The sequence below is a fragment of the Nocardia sp. NPDC005825 genome (assembly GCF_040630175.1).
GTDB lineage: Bacteria > Actinomycetota > Actinomycetes > Mycobacteriales > Mycobacteriaceae > Nocardia.
This window is the reverse complement of the sequence record NZ_JBEXXC010000005.1, coordinates 400,021-417,512: the sequence shown is the minus strand read 5'-3', so window position 1 is coordinate 417,512 and position 17,492 is coordinate 400,021. Positions and strand designations below refer to the sequence as shown.

Sequence of the window (17,492 nt, the reverse complement as noted above, 5' to 3'; positions counted from 1 at the left end):
AGCGGACTGATGCGGCCGGAGAATCGGTCGCATGATCGAAGCGAGTGCGGTGCTGGGCGTGGCCGCCGCGGCGCTGGGGCTGGTGCTCACGCCGGGGCCGAACATGATGTATCTGGTGTCGCGGACCGTGTCGCAGGGGCGGCGGGCCGGACTCGTGTCGCTGGGCGGGGTGGCGGTCGGATTCGGGGTGTATCTGGTGGCCGCGACGGCCGGGATCACCGCGGTCTTCGCCATGGTGCCTGCGCTGTACCTGATATTGAAGGTCGCGGGCGCACTGTACCTGGTCCACCTGGCCTGGAAGACCTTGCGGCCGGGCGGGGCCGGGCTGTTCGCGCCGACCGAGCTGCCCGCCGATCCGGCCCGGCGGCTGTTCACGATGGGGCTGGTCACCAATCTGCTCAACCCCAAGATCGCCATCCTCTACATGGCGCTGATCCCGCAGTTCGTGGTGCCGGCGCACGGGCGGGTCTGGTTGCAGAGCCTGTCGCTGGGCGCGGTGCAGATCGCCATCGCGGTCACCGTGAACGCCCTGATCGTGCTGAGCGCGGGCGCGGTCTCGACCTTCCTGGCCCGGCGGCCGTTGTGGCTGCGGGCGCAGCGGTACGTCACCGGGACGGTGCTCGGCGGGATGGCCGCGCTGGTCCTCTCGGATCGGGCGCGGCCGGTCCCGGCCTGATCAGGCGCGCAGCGGGCCGGGGTAGAGGAATTCGTCGGCCGGGCGGTCGGTGCGGTCCAGCCAGGCGGCCAGGAATCCGGTCAGATCGACCGGCGAGCGCGACTGCAGGAAGGTCCGGAACTCCGGCATGGACGCGTTGCCGTACCGGTGCGCCATGACGAAATCACGGACCGCTCCGAAGAACGCGGCATCGCCCATGGTCCGGCGCAGCGCGTGCAGGAAGAGCGGACCCCGGTAGTAGACCGCGGTGAATTCGTTGTCCTTGCCCGGGTTCTGGAGCGCGATCTCCCAGAACTTCGGATCGTCATGGTATTTCGCGACGGTGTCGCGGTACTCGGCGTCGACGTCCTTGCCGTCCTTGCGTTCCGGCCACAGGTAGTCGGCGGTATAGCTGGCGAAGCACTCGTTCAGGCAGATGTCGGACCACTGCTTCACCGACATGGAATCGCCCCACCACTGGTGGGCGATCTCGTGCACCACGGTGCTCAGATCGGTCCAGGGCGCGTAGATCGGGCGCGACTGCGTCTCCAGCGAGAACTGGAGTCCGGTGTCGACGTAGAGGCCGCCCGCGGTGTCGAACGGGTACGGGCCGTACAGCTCCTCCTGGAAGTCCAGGATCTCGGGCAGCCGCGTCTCCAGGTCCCGGCCCTTGCCCGCGCTCGGCGCGAAGGCGCTCAGCAGCGGAGTTCCATTGGCGCGCCGCTGTTCCAGGAATTCGAACCGGTCGACGGCGACCGTGGTCAGGTAACCGACCACCGGCTGACGCATCTCCCAGGACACGGTCCGGTTCGCGCCCTGCACGGTGTCGGACACCTTGTCGCCGATCGACATCACCTCCCACTCCTGCGGCACCGTGGCGTGCAGGGTGAAGGTCGCCTTGTCCAGGGGCGTGTCGTTGAGCGGGTACCAGCTGCTCGCCGAATGCGGTTCACCCGCCACGAACGCGCCGCCGCTGGGCGAGAACACCCAGCCCTCGCCCTCGGTGCCGGTCACCTCGCCCGCGTACTCCACCCGCACGGTGAACGGCAGGCCCGGGAGCAGCGGGATCAGCGGGGTGACGGACAGTTCGTGCTCGCCGTTGCGGTCGAACCAGGCTGGCAGGTTGTTGACGGTCACCTTGGACACCGCCGGGCCGCTGTAGTCCAGGTTGAACACCCGCAGCGCCTGGGTCGCCACCGCGTCGACGCGGGTGTCCCCGGTCAGCTGATGCGTCGGCGGGTCATAGGAGACGGTGACGTCGTAGTGGCCGACGTCGTAGCCGCCGTTGCCGTCCAGCGGGTAGTACGGATCGCCCGCGCCGGGCGCGCCCGTGAGCGGGTCGCTCGAATCCGCCTGCGCGGGAGCCGCGTTCGCGCCCAGCAGCAGTACCGCCCCCACTGTCAGGTACCGCCAGTTCCGAAGCATCCGCTCCAGCCGCCCTTTCCACACACCTACGAGTGCCGACGAGCTGATGCTAATCGGCTCCGGACTCAGCTACCGCTGCCCGACACGGCCACACTCGCCCCCAGGCCGATGATCATCACCCCGCCCGCGCCGCCGACCGCCTCCAGCCGCTTCGGCGAGCGCGCGAACCATTCCCGCGCCGAACCCGCCGCCAGCGCCCACACCGAGTCGGAGACCAGCGCGACGGCGATGAACAGCAGCCCGAGGATCAGCATCTGCACCGGGACCGGACCGGCGTGCGGGGCCACGAACTGCGGAAGCACCGCGGAGAAGAAGATGATCGCCTTCGGATTGGTGACGCCCACCAGCATCGACTGCCGCAGCGCGCGGCCGGTGCCGACCGGTTCGGCCCGCGCCTGGAACGCCTCCCGCAGCGCGCGCCGATCCCGGATCGCCTGCACCCCGAGATAGATGAGATAGAGCGCGCCCGCGAACTTCACGATCGCCAGCGCGATCGCGGACGCGGCCAGCAGCGTGCCCAGACCGGCCGCGACCAGCACCATGACACCGAGAACGCCCAGGGAATGGCCGAGCACGGACAGCAGCGCGGCCCGCCGCCCGTAGGACAACGCCCGGCCGATGACGAAAAGCACTCCGGGGCCGGGGATTACGATCAGCGCGACGGCCGCGATCAGAAACGCCACCAGATTCGTGACGGGAACCATCACCCCATCCTACGAAGCGGCGCAAGCGAAAAACGCGGGTTCGGAGCGGATCGCTCAGCCGCGCAACTCCTCCGGCAACTGCTGCGGGTCCAGCAGCAGGCGCTTGGCGTCCGCGCCGCGCACCTTGATGGCCAGATCCAGATTGTCGGTGAGCAGCTTCCACTCGACCTCGTGGATGGCCTCGCGGGCGCGTTCGATGATGTTCAGGTCCCGGGTGCCCCAGGCGATGGGCATGGCGCTCACCGTCTGCCACAGGTCGCCGACCGGGCCGGGGGCGCGGTCCACGCGCACGGTCACCGCCGGCACCCGTTCCCCGGCGCGGGCCCGGTGCCCGGGTAGGGAGCGGACCGTGCGGGTCACCAGGGCGTAGCGGGGGCCAGGGGTGTTCGGCTTGGCCAGATCGACCAGGGCCAGCAGGGTGGCACCGTTCCCGTGGGTCTCCGACACCACCGCGGGCACCAGGTCGCCGGCGGCGTAGAGCTTGTCCACCCGGCCGCGATGCGGCATCCAGTACCCGATGAACAGCGCGGTCACCGCGGCGGCCAGGAAGGCCACCGCCAGCAGCCAGGACCACGGGTGGTTCACCCAGATCAGGAACGCGGTGCCCAGTCCCAGCGCGGCGGCGGCCGTATAGGCCCAGATGCGGAGTCGCCGCAGGTACGCGACCACCTCGTTGACCGCCCGAGCATGGTCACGGTCCACCGCGAATTCGAAGCGCCGCACGTACGTCCCTCCCGCCTTATGGAGGCTCTTCCTCCACTTATCCTATCGTCGGACCCAGCAGGTCGTCCGCATCGGTGATGCGATAGGCATACCCCTGCTCGGCCAGGAAACGCTGCCGGTGCGCGGCATACTCGGCGTCCAGCGTGTCACGTGCGACCACGGAATAGAAGTGAGCCTGGCCCCCGTCGTGTTTCGGCCGCAACAGCCGCCCGAGCCGCTGCGCCTCCTCCTGCCGCGACCCGAAGGTGCCCGAAACCTGCACCGCCACCGAGGCTTCCGGCAGGTCGATGGAGAAGTTGGCCACCTTCGACACCACCAGCACCGGGATCTCGCCGCGACGGAAGGCGTCGAACAGCTCCTCGCGCTCCTTGGTGCGGGTGGAACCCTGGATGACCGGGGCGTTCAGGTGCTCGCCCAGCTCGTCCAGCTGATCCAGGTAGGCCCCGATCACCAGGCTCGGCGCGTCCTTGTGCCGGGCCAGGATCGACTCCACCACCGGCAGCTTGGTGCGCGCGGTGGAGCACAGCTTGTAGCGCTCCTCGGGCTCGGCGGTGGCGTAGGCCATGCGCTCGGCATCGGTCAGGGTGACCCGCACCTCGACACAATCCGCGGGCGCGATCCAGCCCTGCGACTCGATGTCCTTCCACGGGGCGTCATAGCGCTTCGGGCCGATCAGCGAGAACACGTCGCCCTCGCGGCCGTCCTCGCGCACCAGGGTGGCGGTCAGCCCGAGCCGGCGGCGCGACTGCAGATCCGCGGTCATCCGGAAGACCGGGGCGGGCAGCAGGTGCACCTCGTCGTAGATGACCAGGCCCCAGTCGCGGCTGTCGAACAGCTCGAGGTGCCGGTACTCGCCCTTGGTCTTGCGCGTGATCACCTGATAGGTGGCGATGGTGACCGGGCGGATCTCCTTGCGCTCCCCGGAGTATTCGCCGATCTCGTCCTCGGTCAGCGAGGTGCGGGCCAGCAGCTCACGCCGCCACTGCCGCCCGGCCACGGTATTGGTGACCAGGATCAGGGTGGTGGCCTTGGCCTTCGCCATCGCCGCCGCGCCCACCATGGTCTTGCCCGCGCCACACGGCAGCACCACGACGCCGGAGCCGCCCGCCCAGAACGACTCCGCGGCCAGTTCCTGATAGTCGCGCAGATGCCAGTCGCTGGACTGGTAGTCCAGGTCGATCTGGTGCGCCTCGCCGTCGACGTAGCCGGCCAGGTCCTCGGCGGGCCAGCCGACCTTGAGCAGCATCTGCTTGATGCGGCCGCGCTCGGACGGATGCACGATCACCGTGTCGTCGTCGATGCGCGCGCCCAGCATCGGCTGAATCTTCTTGTGCCGCAGGATTTCCTCCAGCACCGCGCGATCCAGGCTGACCAGGACCAGCCCGTGCGCCGGGTGCTTCATCAACTGCAGGCGCCCGTAGCGGGCCATGGTGTCGACGATGTCGACCAGCAGCGGCTGCGGCACCGCGTACCGGCTGAAGCTGACCAGTGCGTCGACCACCTGCTCGGCGTCGTGCCCGGCGGCCCGCGCGTTCCACAGCGCGAGCGGCGTCACCCGATAGGTGTGCACGTGCTCGGGCGCGCGTTCGAGCTCCGCGAACGGCGCGATGGCCTGCCGCGCGGCCCCGGCCGACTCATGATCGACCTCCAGCAGCAGCGTTTTGTCACTCTGCACGATGAGTGGACCGTCGGTCACGAACACCTCCTGGCTTGATCCGGGCCCGAACGGGCCTTGACCATTCTCCAGGAAGCCACCGACAAAGCCACGTGACCTGCGTCCCGTGCCCGGATCGGCGGTCGAGGATGCCTCTGACCGGGCCGATCCGTCGCACCGGATTCGGTGAAAACGGTCAAGCCCAGAGTTCTGGTGGCTACGATCACTCGAAATTGGACGCTTGTCCATTTGGATGTTTGACCTGAGGGAACCGAAAAGAATGCAGAGACGCTGGACGCGCGGGCTGCTGGCCGCCGTCATCGCGGGCGGGACGATGGCCTCCGCGGTCGTCGCGGACGCCGCGCCCACCGCCACCTCGATCGGGCGGATCCACGCCGACGGCTCGCACTTCGTGGACGACAGCGGCCGGGTCGTGCTGCTGCACGGGGTCAACAATGTCGACAAGGAACCGCCCTTCCTCCAAGCGGGGGACGGGCTCACCGTCACCGAGGACGACGCAGCGCTGCTCGCCCGCCACGGCTTCAACACCGTCCGGCTGGGCGTGTCCTTCGACGGGCTGATGCCCACCCGGGGCGTCGTCGACACCGCGTACCTGGACCGGGTCGCGGGCATCGTGGACACCCTGGCGGAGTACGGGATCCACACCGTGCTCGACAACCACCAGGACGGTTTGTCGAAGGTGTGGGGCGGCAACGGTTTTCCGGAGTGGTCCCTTCATGCCCGCCCGGGAGCGGGTGAGCCCGATCTCGGCTTTCCCCTCTACTACCTGATGCCCAGCATGAACGCGGGCTGGGACGAGGTGTGGAACAACTCCTACGGCGCCCTCGACTACCTCGGCCAGGCGCTCGGCGCGCTCGCCGCGAAGATGAGCGGCCACCCCGGCGCGATGGGCATCGAACTGCTCAACGAGCCGTGGCCGGGCAGCGCGTTCCTGTCCTGCTTCCCCAACGGCTGCCCGGGCTTCGACGTGAAATACCAAGCGGCCATGCAGAAGCTGACCGACGCGGTGCGCGGGAGCAATGGCGACCTCATGGTGCTGTGGGAGCCCAACGTCACCTGGAACGAGACCATGCCCAGCAACCTGGGCAAGAATCCGCCGATCAGCGCGCCGAACATCGCGTTCGCGCCGCACGACTACTGCATGCCCAGCCAGATGGCCATCTACATGGGCCTGCCGACCTTCCTGCGCGGTCTGTGCCCGCTGCAGCAGGACAAGACCTGGGGCAATGTCGACGCCCTCACCGCGCGCACCCAATTGCCCACGCTGGTCACCGAATTCGGCGACGGCGACGCGACGGTGCTGCGCAATACCCTGGTCCGCGCCGACGAGCGGTTCGCGAGCTGGCAGTACTGGCACTACTCCTCGCGCTTCGGGGCGGGCGGCCCGAAGCCGGATCCGTTCCTCGGCGACGTCGGCAAGCAGCTGGTGCGCACCTATCCGCGGGCGACCGCGGGCACGCCCGGGCGGATGATCTTCGATCCGGACACCGGCGACTTCGCCTACCGCTACACCCCGCGCGCGGGAACCACCGAGATCTACGCCTCGGACGTCCACTATCCGGACGGCTACGCGGTGCGGGTCGAGGGCGGCCACGTGACCTCCGCGCCGGGTGCGCGGGTGGTGACGGTGGAGGCGGACGCCTCGACGCCGGTGACGGTCTATGTCAACCGCCCGGGGTCGAAGGGGGCGACCGTGCCCACCGGTCCGGTCGGGACCGGTTCGGCCAGCGGTTCGGCCAGTGGTTCGGCGGACAGCGGTTCGGCGAGCGGTTCGGCGGACTCCGGTTCCGGCAGTGGGTCGGGGACCGGCTCGGCGCGATGATGCGTGAAAGCTATTGCCGCGCTTGTGTAACGAGTTGGGCGCTAGAAGCGACACCCCGGCAAAGGGGCGCTATTGGTCATGCGCCCAGTTTGTTCGATTGAGAGGTAACCATCGTGTTCTACTTCGGCCTGCCGATGCTCAGTACCCTCCCGACCCTGCTCGTCAACCTCTCCTGGCTGGGCATGCGCGGCCTGCAGATGCTGCAGCACTGACCGGTGATGCCGTCCGGACATAACCCGGCGTCGGATGCGGGTCCGGGCGGCACACAGGTATTCTCACCGCGTTCACAGCCGTGAGCGGTTCGGTGAGAAAGGTTTTCGCTAGTGAAGTTCGCAGGAACGAGGCCGTTGGTGCGCCTCGTGCTCGCCCTCGTGGCGGTGGCCGTGGCCGTATTCGCCCTCTCCGGCTGTTCGGCGCTCCAGAACGCCAGCAAGTCCGACACCGCCAAGTCCAAGGTCGGTGACTGCATCAATGTGATCGAGGGCTCGGCCACCGACTCCAAGACTGCGCCCGTCGACTGCTCCGACCAGAAGGCGGTCTACAAGGTCGCCGCGGTCGCGGACAAGAAGACCGACTGCAAGGAAGAACAGACCTCCTACGAGGAGACCCTCAACGGCGGCACCACGGCCTTCCTATGCCTGAGCCCCAACTTCAAGAAGGGCTCCTGCTACAACGAGAGCCAGACCACCGGCTACAAGTTCGTGGCGTGCACGGCTCCGGAAGCCTCGTTCAAGGTGATCGACCGGATCGACGGCCAGGCCGACGAGTTCGCCTGCGACCCGAGCACCGCGATCGGGTTCCGCATCGTCCCCGACCCGAAGACCACCTTCTGCCTGGGCAACCCGAAGGGGTAACCCGACTCGCGGGACCGAGAACCAGCCCGGTACTCGTCGGCATCACCGATGCCGTACGAGTGCCGGGCTTTTCCTATTCGACCAGGGCGACCGAGGCGATGCGGTGCAGGGTGAAGTGGCGGACCGCGCCGGTGACCGGGTCCAGGGCGTCGAGCTGCCCGCCGCCGACCTTGAGCGGTTCCACCACGCGCTGTGAGGCGACGCCCTGGGCGTCCACATAGCCGATGTGGACGCGGCGACGGGTGCGGGCGGCCAGCTGGAGCAGGTTGAGGGTGGCCTGGGTGCTGGTGCGGGAGCCGTCGGAACGAACCGTCTGCCCGGCACGGGCATTCGCGGCGCGCTCGCTCGCGCGCAGCTCGGCCACCAGGGATCGCAGCTGGTCGGTGCTGGGCGGGTTGGGCCGCCAGTTCGGGTGCGGGCGCTGCCGGGCCGGCAGGCGCGCGCCGCGCGGCCGCAGGTCCACGATGGTGCCCGCGGAATCCTCGCCCGCGGGGCTGAATCCGGCGGCGCGCAAGCGTTCCAGCACCTCGCCCAGCGGGGCCTGGGAGATGGCGACCGTCGGGGCCACCGCGCGCAGGGCCAGTTCCCCGGCGACGGGCGCGGCCAGCACCTCGGCGAGCAGTGTGGGATCGTCGCTGCGCACGAAACTCTGGGCCATGCCCGCGCGCAGGCGGCCGTGGCGGCGGGCCACATCGTCGATGAGATAGGTCAGCGACTGGGGGACCGGGGTGCGGGAGTGGGTGGTGAACAGGTGGTGCAGTTCCGCGGACGTGGCCCCGGCGTCCAGGGCGCGGCGCACCGAGGTCTCGCTGATCCGGTACACCGTGGCCGCGCCCGCCGATTCGACGTCGGCGACCATGGCGATCCGGTCCTGCAGTTCGGGCACCAGCGGGCCCGGCGCGATGACCGTCAGATCCGCCTGCACCAGCACGTGATCCACCGGTTCGGGCAGCGCGATCGCCATCTCCGATTCGGCGTCCTCGGGACTGCCGTGCAGCAGGGCGCGCCCCGCGGAGGTGACCGCGCCGCGCGCCAGCAGTCCCAGCGCCTCGGCCTCGGCGAGGGTGGCGCGCACCGCCTCCAGCCGGTAGTGGCGGCGCCGGCGCGGTTCCCGCCAGGCCAGGATGCGGCCCAGGTCGGCGGCGGAAACCTCGGTGCCGGGCGGGAATTCGGCCAGCAGGCCCAGGACGGCGTGCCGGTCGCGGACCGCGTACACGGTGCGCAGCTCCGCCGAGAGCGCCGCCAGGGGTTTGTCGTTGGCGTCGCGCAGCCCGATCATCCACGGCAGCCGGTCCAGTTCCAGCCAGGCCTGCGCCAGCACCGCCCAGCGGCGCGACGGCACGACGGCGAGCCAGGCGTCGGAGGTGGTGGTCGGCGTCCAGAAGTCGTCGGTGCCGTCGCCGTCGGGCGCGGGTTCGGGGATGCCCTTGTCGATCAGGCGGGCCGCGGCCAGGATCTCGGCGAGCAGGCCGAGCCGGTCCTCGTCGATGCCGGTCTGCTTGGCGACCCGGCGCAGCTCGCGCACCCCGAGGCCGCCCGAGCGCAGCACCGGGGCGGGCGCGCGGCCGAGCACCTCCAGCACGGAGGCGCTGTGCCGCAACAGTTCCCCCACCTCGCCCGCGGCCACCGCGTTGATGTCGGCGGGGGCGTGCTTGGTGGTGCCGGGGTGCGGGGCCGCGAGCGCGTGCGGATCGGTGACCGGTTCGTTGCGCAGCACCTGCCCGACCGAGACCGGCAGCTCCACGGTCTCCTCGTCGATCCAGTTGAGCAGCCGGTGCGCCAGCAGCCGCTGGACCGGACGGTCGTCGGGGGTGCCGGGCGCGGCGTCGCGGGTGCGGCCGCGCGGGCCGGTGCTCGCCAGCTTCTCCAGCAGCGCGCGTTCCTGCGGCGTGGCCGCGGCCAGGGCGGCGGTGATCTCGGGCTCGGTGAGTGAGTCCGGCAATTCGGTGGTGCTGCCCAGCGGCCAGGGCAGGGCCTCCTGCGCGGACGGTGACACCCGCAGGGCGGTGTCGGGGCCCCAGACCAGGGCGCGGGCGCGCAGCTTGGCCAGCGCGGCGTTCACGGGGGCGGCGGGCACCCGGTCCGAGAGCAGCTTGCGCAGCGTCTTGGCGGGCAGGGGAGCGCCGTGGCGGCCGTCCCCGGCCCCTTGCACCACAAGGGTTTCGATGACGGCGAAGTCGAGAGTGTTCAGCTCGTCGCCCGCGCGCAGCACCGAGGCGCGCTGTTCGGTGCGGGCGGCCAGGACGGCCATCGACGCGGGCAGCGGAACGGCCAGGTCGGGGCGCAGCTCCAGCAGCGTCACGAGTTCGTCGTCGCCGCGCTTGGAAAGCCACTCGGCCAGCGTCGGATCCGCGGATTTGGCGGATTTCGCGGGCTTGGCCGTGGCCGTGGAATCGGCGGGCGCGTCCGGGTCGCCCGTCGGGGTGGGGGTTTCGGTCACTGCACCCGATCCGTCGGGGAGTGCGGGCGCGGTTCAGCGACCGCCGCGGCCACCAGGCGGTAGACAGGGCCTGGAGTCGTACGCGGCGGTCGCCCGGGAACGAGCGCCGTCAACCGCATATCGGTCGGTACGACGGATCAGCGGTTGACGATGGTGTGCGGGTGCACGTAGGGCAGCTGCTCGACCGGCAGCGGGAACTCCAGGTCCTCGCCGTAGGGGGAGAGTCCACCGGAGCGGGTCGAGGAGAGCTCGGTGACCGCGTGATCGCCGTTGGTCTCCGGCCAGCCGTTGTCCACATAGGGTTTGTTCGATTTGTTCACCACGCCGCTCATTCTGGCACGAGCCCCCCGGAGCCGCCCTCCCCGGCACTGTGTCTGATTGCCTCCGCTTCGCTGCGGCGTGTTCGAGGCCCTGTTACCTCGGCCTTCCCTCCTCCGCTCCTCCGCTTCGCTCCCCCGCTCCAAGGCGGAGGTCGGTCAAGCCGCGGTCCAGGCCGAGGCGGGCCTCGAACGCGCGGGGAATCCGGCTCCGGGAACAACGAAGGCCCCCATCGTCATTGATGGGGGCCTTCGGGAGGGAACAGGGGGCTGCCTACTGCGGCAGCAGGCCCTTGTTCGCCTGGAAGAAGTTCACGACGCCCGGGTCGAGCTGGGTGCCATTTGCCTTGGTGGCGTTGAGGAAATCCAGTGCGGGCTGCGGGATCTGAATGCCCTGCTGCTGGGCGACCGCGATGGCGCGGTCCACGGCCTGGAAGACCTCCTGCGTGCCGTTCGTGGCGCCGCCGGGGCCGGCCTGCTGCTGCGGGGCCCACTGCGGGACGTCGGACGCGGCGGGCGCGGGGGCCGTACGCGGGGTGGCGGAGCTGGAGAGGCCGAGGCTCGAGGAGCAGGCGGGCCATGCGCCCCAACCCTGCGTGGCGAGGACCTTCTCGGCGACCGCGATCTGCTGTTCACGGGTGGCCTGGTTGGCGGTCGTGGCGTACTCGCCGCCGCCGTGTGCGGTCCAGGTGCCGGGGGAGAACTGCAGTCCGCCCTGGAAACCGTTGCCGGTGTTGATGCCCCAGTTACCGCCGGCTTCGCACTGTGCGAGCTTGTCCCAGTCGGAGTCGGGTGCCGCGCTGGCGTTTCCTGCCATGGCCACTCCCGCGCCGCCGAGAGCGATGCCGGTCAGGGCAACCTTGGCGACAGTGCGGCCGGTGTTGGTCGGCTTGCGATGGCGTCCACTCATTTTCGGGTCTTTCCTCTCGTACGCGCCTGCGAGACCGACTACCGGGGTCGGACTGAGAGGTCGTCCGGCCCGGCGCACTGGCTGTGCGCTATGCCTCGTCTTCGCCCCTTGTTCCAGTTGGGGGTCCGTACCCGCGGGGCGAAGTTCGGTGCGGCGGGCCGGTGGCGCCGGGCTGACCCGGCTGGTGGAGAACATTACGACGCCCGCCGCGAAAAATCACCATTTGATAACCGTCGTGTCCGTCCGGGTCACTTACCGGCACAACGGGTTCCATCGGGCTTTTGTGCAGGTGGTCGCGGCGAGTCTCGGCCGATAGGGGTCTGTCACCACTCTGTGACCGTCTCGTTATGTGACGAAGATCACAGGAATGGCCGGGTAACGAACTGGGCAATCTCAGCGCGCCCTGCGCCCCGACCACAGCGCGTAGACGATCGACAGCAGGAAGCCCAGCGGCGCGCACATGGCGAGCAGGTACAGCCACACCCCCGGCTTCGAATCGGTCAGCAGCCCGACGCCGAAGATGGCGAAGACCGCCAGCAATCCGATCGCGAACAGCCCCATGGCGATATAGAGCAGCCAGCTCGCGGAACGGCGAGGGGCCTGCTCGGAAGAAGTGTCGGACACCTCTCGACCGTAAAACTCATGTGCTCGGGCTATTCGCACCGGGGTAGACTCGGAGTTCAGTCGCGTCCTGCATAGCTGTGTGGGGCGCGTTCTTTTGCCCGGCTGCTCCGGGCTGGAATGACGAACGGGTGAGCGCAGTGCCGACCGGCAAGGTGAAGTGGTACGACGTCGAAAAGGGCTTCGGCTTCCTGTCCCAGGATGAGGGAGAAGACGTCTATGTTCGATCGTCGGCGCTGCCCGATGGTGTCGAGGCGCTCAAGCCCGGCCAGCGTGTCGAGTTCGGGATGGCCGCGGGTCGCCGTGGCCCGCAGGCGCTTTCGCTGAAGCTGCTGGAGACCCCCACCCTGCGCGAGGAGCGCGGCGGCCGGGGCGAGCGCGGTGGCCGCGGCGGCCGCACCGACGGCGCCCCCGTCAATCGCAAGGAGCCGGACGAGCTGCACGGCCTCATCGAGGACATGATCACGCTGCTGGAGACCAAGGTGCAGCCGGATCTGCGTCGCGGCAAGTACCCGGACCGCAAGACCGCCCAGCGCATCGCCGAAGTGGTGCGTGGCGTGGCGCGCGAGCTCGACCACTAGGTCGCACGCGCTCGAAACGGCAATCGGGCCCCGGTGATTCGATCACCGGGGCCCGATTCACGTTGGGGCGGACCCGGTTTCCCGGGTCGGGCCGAGCTCAGCTGAAGAGCGCGGGATCGAACGCGGGGGTGTGCACCGCCCAGATGCCGCGGGAGATGATGCCCTCGTTGCCGGCCTCGTCACGCGCCGGAATGGGCAGGTGCAGCTCCATGATGGCCAGCTTCACGCCCTCGTTGGCGGGCGTCTTGATGGTCAGCGTGCGCGGCTTGTCCCACTTGGAGTCCTGGTCGCGCTCCGGCTTGCCGGACAGCTTCCACGGCTCCTTGTAGGTGAGGATCTCCGCGTCGGCCTTGTTGTTCGGCAGGCGGTAGCCGATCAGCAGCTCCCAGGGGGCGTCGACGATCTCCTTGGGCAGCGACAGCTGGATGGTGGAGCCGGGCGGCACGTCGAGGTCGGAGACCGCCTCGGTGGTGTTGCACTTGCCCATCGAGAGGCGTTCCTCGGACACCTCGAGGTCGCAGTACAGGAAGGGCTCGACCGTCACGGACTTGCCGTGCGCGTACGCGGTGATCGCGGGCTCGGACTTGTCGGTGTGGCGGGCGATGACCACGATCGCGGCGAAGTAGGCCACGGCCACCACGGCTAGAACCGCCAGCAGAGCGATGATCGTGCGGGCTTTGGGTTGGCTCACCGGGTTTCCTGTCCGTTACTGGGTGGGTACCCCGCGCCGTGCGCACCGGGGATCTCCTGCTTGGCGTGCTGAGGTCGGTTACCGCCCAAACCGGGCAGCAGCGAATGACCACGGTAGCTGACCACGGTCTGTATCAAGCCCAGCGCCATGATGACCGAGACCACGGCGAACCCCTTCCACCACATGGTCGGCATCCACAGGGTGGGCAGCAGGACGCCCAGCGCACCACCGAAGACCCACGCCAGCTGCAGGACCGTCTCGGAGCGGCCGAAACCGGACGCGACCGATTCCGGGGGCAGGTCGTCCTGGATGGAGGCGTCCAGTGACACCTTGGCCAGCGCGCTCGCGCCCGCCGCGATCAGCGTGGCGAGCGCCGCGCCCAGCAGGCTGTCCAGGACCGCCGCCGCGCTGGCGACGGTGACGCAGGCGACGGTGCAGATCAGCACGATCAGCTGGGGGCGGCCGAGTTTCATGCGGGCGCCTGTCGCATTGCCGGTGAAATTGCCGATGGCCGCGGCGGCGCCGACGATGCCCAGCATGGCGATCTGCTGCACGCCGTGCTTGTCGGTGGCCTTGACCACGAACGCCACATAGAAGGTGAGGAAGCCGGTCAGCACCCGGACCGTGCTGTTGCCCCACAGACCGGTCACCACCGAACGGCCCAGCGGCTGACGGCGTTTGGTGGGCGGCACGTCCCCGGCCCGGCTCGGGTCCAGCACCTCGGTGCGGGAGTCGTCGCCGTGGTAGCCGAGGGTGGCGGGCACCTCGCCCTCGGTGTTCTCCACCCAGGCCGGGATGCGCAGGCTCAGGAACATGCCGGCGGCGGCCAGCGCGGCCGCGAACAGCAGCGCACCGGTCGAACCGGTCACCTTGGCGATCAGCGCGGCCACGCCGCCCGCGCACAGGGTGCCGCCGACCAGTCCGAAGACGGTGAGGCGGGAGTTGGTGCGCACCAGGTCGATTCCCGGCGGCAGCACGCGCGGGGTGACCGCGGACTTCAGCACCGAGAACGACTTGCTGAGCACCATCATGCACAGGGCCAGCGGGTACAGCGCCCAGTTGTCGATATTGAAGATCAGCAGTCCGGCCACCAGCACGCGGATGGCGAACGAACCTGCCAACGCGATTCGGCGGCCGTGCTGCAGGCGGTCCAGCATCGGGCCGATCACCGGTGCGATGACCGCGAACGGGGCGATGGTGATCACCAGGTACAGCGCCACCTTCGTGACCGACTCCGCGGTCGCGCTGGCGAAGAACAACGTATTGGCCAGGGCCACCGCGATGGCGGCGTCGGTCGCGAAGTTCGCCATGGTGGCGTACACGAGCGCGGTGAGGCCGGACTCCTCCGCGCCGTCGGCCTTGGCGGCGCGCTGGAAGGTCGCGAAACCGCTCTGCGTCAGTTCGATGCTGCGGCGCGCCGCGACCCGGGTGACGGTCAGCTTCCGGGGCGGCTTGTGCAGCCCGCCGCTGTCGTGGGCGTCCGGGTGGTCGCCGGCTGAAAGCTGCTGCGTATGAGCCGTTTCCGAGGGTTCGGCGGCGGTGTCGCGCCGCTCGGGTCCGGGCCCGCCCGCGGGCTTCGGGTCGGGACGGTGCGGTGCGTGCCCGCGTGGCGGCGAGTTCTCGGGCTCCTGGGCGTGTCCCGAGGCGGGGTCGTAGCGCACGCGCCGGGTGGTGTTGAAGTCGTGCGGCTGTTGCCACATCTCCGGCTCGTCCCCGGTTCCCCGGGACGGCTGGGTCTCGTAGGGCCGGGTCGGCGGGTTGTCACCGGAATCGGACTTGCCGTGGCGGCGCTGCGCCCAGCGCGAGGTCCGGGCTTCCGGTTCGCGCGGTGCGTCGCCGCCGCGGTCGCGCGCGGGTTCGCTGCGCACCCCCGAGGACGGTTCGGCGGGTCGGGTGGGTGCGCGCCGGGTGAGGAATTCCGGCACGTCGTCCTGGTCGCGCGGCGGCGCGGACCGCCGCCCGGCGCGGTTCGCGGGCGGATAGCGGTCGTACCCCGGATGCCGTTCGATCATGGGTGAGTCCTCGTCGCCCCAGCGACCGGGATCGGCACCGGGGTCACGGGGGGCAGTCACGCCCCCAATTCTTGCAGTGCCGTCGGCGTGCGGCTGCACTACCGCCGGTGTGGGACGCCACAAGTTGGAGAGACCGGTCGTTTTCGGCGGGTCAGGCGGGTACGAACCGGACTTCGTAGGAGGTGGGCCACTTCTTGCCGGTGAGCAGGAAGCGGTCGGTGCCCGGCAGATGGGCGATGCCGTTGAGCACGTCCGTGTCCGGGGTGCGGGCGTTGCCGGGCAGCAGGCCGGACGCGTCGATGCTGGCCAGCACCTCACCGGTATCCGGGTTGATGCGCAGGATGGTGTCGGTGGCCCAGGTGTTGGCGTAGACGGAACCGTCCGGGGCGCAATCCAACTCGTTGAGGTGGACGCCCCGGTGACTGGTCAGCGTGATCGTTCCGGTGACCTCGAAGGTCGCCGGATCGCGGAAGGTCAGCGTGGAACTGCCATTGCTCATGACCACGCGGCGATCGCGGGTGCACAGGCCCCAACCCTCGCCCTCGAAGCGGGCGGTGCGGATCTCGGCCAGGGTGGCCGGGTTTCGGGCGATGGCGAGGCCGTCCTTCCAGGTGAGCTGCCACAGCAGCTCCCCGGCGCGGGTGATGCCCTCGCCGAACAGCGGAGCGGGCAGGTCGGCGCGGGCGAGTTCGGCTCCGGTGTTCAGGTCGGTGGACACGACGGACGAGTGGCCGGCGAGTCCGGTGCCCTCATAGAGAACCGACCCATCGGCTTCTAGCCCTTCGGTGAACGCGCCCGGGTCGTGCGGCCGTGTCGCGACCACCTCGACACGCCACTTCGGCGTGTTGTCGGTGCTGGTGCAGCCGGTGATGGTCCCGGCCAGGGCCAGGGCCGTGGACAGCGTGATCGTGGCGGCCGCTACCGGTGCACGGCGTTTGCGCTCCATACGGCAAAATGTAGGGCGTGAGCGCGGTTGGAGTTTCGGAGTCCGGAGTGCGGCCGATCCTGGCGGAGGCGGTCCAGCTGGCCCGCCGTGCGCTGCTGGATCTGGAGCCGGTCGGCGTGGGCGCGCATCTGGGCGTGACGGGCGAGGACGAATCCTCGGCCACCCATCACTTCGAGGCCACCCTGCCCGGCTATCACGGCTGGCAGTGGGCGGTCGTGGTGGCGGCCCCGCCGGAGGCGACGGTCGCCACCGTCAGCGAGTCGGCCCTGCTGCCAGGCCCGGACGCCCTGGTGGCGCCCGACTTCATCCCGTGGGATCAGCGCATCCGCCCCGGCGATCTCGCCCCCGGCGACCTGCTGGCCCCGCGCGCGAACGACCCGCGCCTGGTGCCCGGCTACGTCGCCACCGGCGACCCGGCCGTCGACGAGGTCGCGCTCGAGATCGGCCTCGGCCGCACTCGCGTGCTGTCCCGCGAGGGCCGCGAGGAGGCCGCCGACCGCTGGTTCTCCGAATTCGGCCCCGACACCGACATGGCCCGTTCCGCGCCGTCCACCTGCGGCCGCTGCGGCTTCTACGTCCCCCTCGCCGGTGCCCTGCGTGCGGCCTTCGGCGTGTGCGGCAATGCCATGGGCGCCGACGGGCGTGTCGTGCACGTCGCCTACGGCTGCGGCGCGCACTCGGACGTGGAACTGCCCACCGGCAACGGCTCCCCGCTGTACGAGGCGTACGACGACGCCGCCGTGGAACTGATCCCGCTCGCCGAACTCCGCCCGGAAACCGCCTCCGCCGAGAGCGAATCCGGCGAAACCGGCGCGACCGAGGCGAGCGCCACCGAACCTTCCTCGGAGGCCGAGACCGCCGAACCCGCTGACGCGCAGACCGAAACCGAGTCCGCCGATGTGGCGGCCGGTGTGGTGGACGCCGATGTCGAGGTGACCGAGGTCGCCGTCGCGGAGGGCGAGACCGCCGCGGCGGGGGAGACCGAGGCCGAGCAGGCCGATCCCGGCGTGTTCGAGTCGGCCGATCCGGACGCGGTGTACGACGACGCGTGGGCGGTGACCGCGGTGTCGGTGGAACCCGAGACCGGGTCGGCGGAGTCGCGCTGAGCCCGGTCGC

General features: G+C 70.1%; 16 protein-coding genes. 5 read left to right on the top strand and 11 right to left on the bottom strand.

Translation table 11 applies throughout. The annotated features are described in order from the left end of the window. Positions 1-31: 31 nt before the first annotated feature. Positions 32-676: a LysE family translocator gene (locus ABZ382_RS16920; RefSeq protein ID WP_357089513.1), complete on the top strand. Its 645-nt coding sequence runs from the start codon at positions 32-34 to the stop codon at positions 674-676. Here the strand turns inward: ABZ382_RS16920 and ABZ382_RS16915 are convergent, their stop codons facing one another. The 4 genes from ABZ382_RS16915 to ABZ382_RS16900 form a co-directional block, all read right to left on the bottom strand. Continuing rightward, positions 677-2,053 carry a M1 family metallopeptidase gene (locus ABZ382_RS16915; protein WP_357089510.1) on the bottom strand — a complete coding sequence of 459 codons (1,377 nt, stop codon included), beginning with the start codon at positions 2,051-2,053 and terminating at the stop codon, positions 677-679. Positions 2,054-2,145: 92 nt separating this feature from the next. Then, positions 2,146-2,784 carry a LysE family translocator gene (locus tag ABZ382_RS16910; protein ID WP_357089508.1) on the bottom strand — a complete coding sequence of 213 codons (639 nt, stop codon included), beginning with the start codon at positions 2,782-2,784 and terminating at the stop codon, positions 2,146-2,148. A gap of 54 nt (positions 2,785-2,838) precedes the next feature. Continuing rightward, positions 2,839-3,507 carry a DUF3239 domain-containing protein gene (locus tag ABZ382_RS16905; RefSeq protein WP_357089505.1) on the bottom strand — a complete coding sequence of 223 codons (669 nt, stop codon included), beginning with the start codon at positions 3,505-3,507 and terminating at the stop codon, positions 2,839-2,841. A gap of 37 nt (positions 3,508-3,544) precedes the next feature. Then, positions 3,545-5,203: a DNA repair helicase XPB gene (locus tag ABZ382_RS16900; protein ID WP_357089502.1), complete on the bottom strand. Its 1,659-nt coding sequence runs from the start codon at positions 5,201-5,203 to the stop codon at positions 3,545-3,547. Between the two features lie 238 nt (positions 5,204-5,441). Here ABZ382_RS16900 and ABZ382_RS16895 point away from each other — a divergent pair, with 238 nt between their 5' ends. Together ABZ382_RS16895 and ABZ382_RS16890 are read left to right on the top strand one after the other, a co-directional pair. Then, positions 5,442-7,004, top strand: coding sequence for a cellulase family glycosylhydrolase (locus tag ABZ382_RS16895; RefSeq protein WP_357089500.1), 1,563 nt, complete (start codon positions 5,442-5,444; stop codon positions 7,002-7,004). 350 nt (positions 7,005-7,354) lie between these two features. Beyond that, positions 7,355-7,858: a hypothetical protein gene (locus ABZ382_RS16890; protein ID WP_357089497.1), complete on the top strand. Its 504-nt coding sequence runs from the start codon at positions 7,355-7,357 to the stop codon at positions 7,856-7,858. Between the two features lie 73 nt (positions 7,859-7,931). Here the strand turns inward: ABZ382_RS16890 and ABZ382_RS16885 are convergent, their stop codons facing one another. From ABZ382_RS16885 to ABZ382_RS16870, 4 genes are all read right to left on the bottom strand, one after another. Beyond that, on the bottom strand, positions 7,932-10,199 hold the full coding sequence (locus tag ABZ382_RS16885) for a helicase-associated domain-containing protein (protein WP_357089939.1): 2,268 nt from the start codon (positions 10,197-10,199) through the stop codon (positions 7,932-7,934). A gap of 236 nt (positions 10,200-10,435) precedes the next feature. Continuing rightward, positions 10,436-10,621: a hypothetical protein gene (locus tag ABZ382_RS16880; RefSeq protein WP_357089495.1), complete on the bottom strand. Its 186-nt coding sequence runs from the start codon at positions 10,619-10,621 to the stop codon at positions 10,436-10,438. Positions 10,622-10,889: 268 nt separating this feature from the next. Then, positions 10,890-11,525: a transglycosylase family protein gene (locus tag ABZ382_RS16875; RefSeq protein WP_357089492.1), complete on the bottom strand. Its 636-nt coding sequence runs from the start codon at positions 11,523-11,525 to the stop codon at positions 10,890-10,892. A gap of 393 nt (positions 11,526-11,918) precedes the next feature. After that, complete coding sequence (locus ABZ382_RS16870; RefSeq protein WP_357089490.1) at positions 11,919-12,149, bottom strand: hypothetical protein; 231 nt, start codon at positions 12,147-12,149, stop codon at positions 11,919-11,921. 137 nt (positions 12,150-12,286) lie between these two features. Between ABZ382_RS16870 and ABZ382_RS16865 the strand changes: the two genes are divergently transcribed. Further along, complete coding sequence (locus ABZ382_RS16865; RefSeq protein ID WP_357089936.1) at positions 12,287-12,727, top strand: cold-shock protein; 441 nt, start codon at positions 12,287-12,289, stop codon at positions 12,725-12,727. A 97-nt stretch (positions 12,728-12,824) separates the two neighbouring features. On the opposite strand, the gene ABZ382_RS16860 is transcribed toward ABZ382_RS16865, so the two are convergent. The 3 genes from ABZ382_RS16860 to ABZ382_RS16850 all read right to left on the bottom strand — a co-directional run bounded on the left by ABZ382_RS16860 (position 12,825) and on the right by ABZ382_RS16850 (position 16,376). Beyond that, on the bottom strand, positions 12,825-13,418 hold the full coding sequence (locus ABZ382_RS16860; protein WP_357089487.1) for a DUF2771 family protein: 594 nt from the start codon (positions 13,416-13,418) through the stop codon (positions 12,825-12,827). Then, positions 13,415-15,490, bottom strand: coding sequence for an MFS transporter (locus tag ABZ382_RS16855; RefSeq protein ID WP_357089484.1), 2,076 nt, complete (start codon positions 15,488-15,490; stop codon positions 13,415-13,417). Before ABZ382_RS16855 ends, ABZ382_RS16860 begins: the two co-directional genes overlap by 4 nt. A gap of 91 nt (positions 15,491-15,581) precedes the next feature. Further along, positions 15,582-16,376, bottom strand: coding sequence for a glutaminyl-peptide cyclotransferase (locus tag ABZ382_RS16850; RefSeq protein ID WP_357089481.1), 795 nt, complete (start codon positions 16,374-16,376; stop codon positions 15,582-15,584). Positions 16,377-16,393: 17 nt separating this feature from the next. Between ABZ382_RS16850 and ABZ382_RS16845 the strand changes: the two genes are divergently transcribed. Beyond that, the gene (locus tag ABZ382_RS16845; RefSeq protein ID WP_357089478.1) at positions 16,394-17,482 is read left to right on the top strand and encodes a DUF3027 domain-containing protein; all 1,089 of its coding nucleotides are present in this window, start codon (positions 16,394-16,396) and stop codon (positions 17,480-17,482) included. The last annotated feature ends 10 nt before the right edge of the window (positions 17,483-17,492 follow it).

Coding starts and splice junctions, on each gene's coding strand:
- ABZ382_RS16875 (WP_357089492.1), bottom strand. CDS start 11,525: ATGAGTGGACGCCATCGCAAGCCGACCAACACCGGCCGCACTGTCGCC.
- ABZ382_RS16850 (WP_357089481.1), bottom strand. CDS start 16,376: ATGGAGCGCAAACGCCGTGCACCGGTAGCGGCCGCCACGATCACGCTG.
- ABZ382_RS16910 (WP_357089508.1), bottom strand. CDS start 2,784: ATGGTTCCCGTCACGAATCTGGTGGCGTTTCTGATCGCGGCCGTCGCG.
- ABZ382_RS16920 (WP_357089513.1), top strand. CDS start 32: ATGATCGAAGCGAGTGCGGTGCTGGGCGTGGCCGCCGCGGCGCTGGGG.
- ABZ382_RS16895 (WP_357089500.1), top strand. CDS start 5,442: ATGCAGAGACGCTGGACGCGCGGGCTGCTGGCCGCCGTCATCGCGGGC.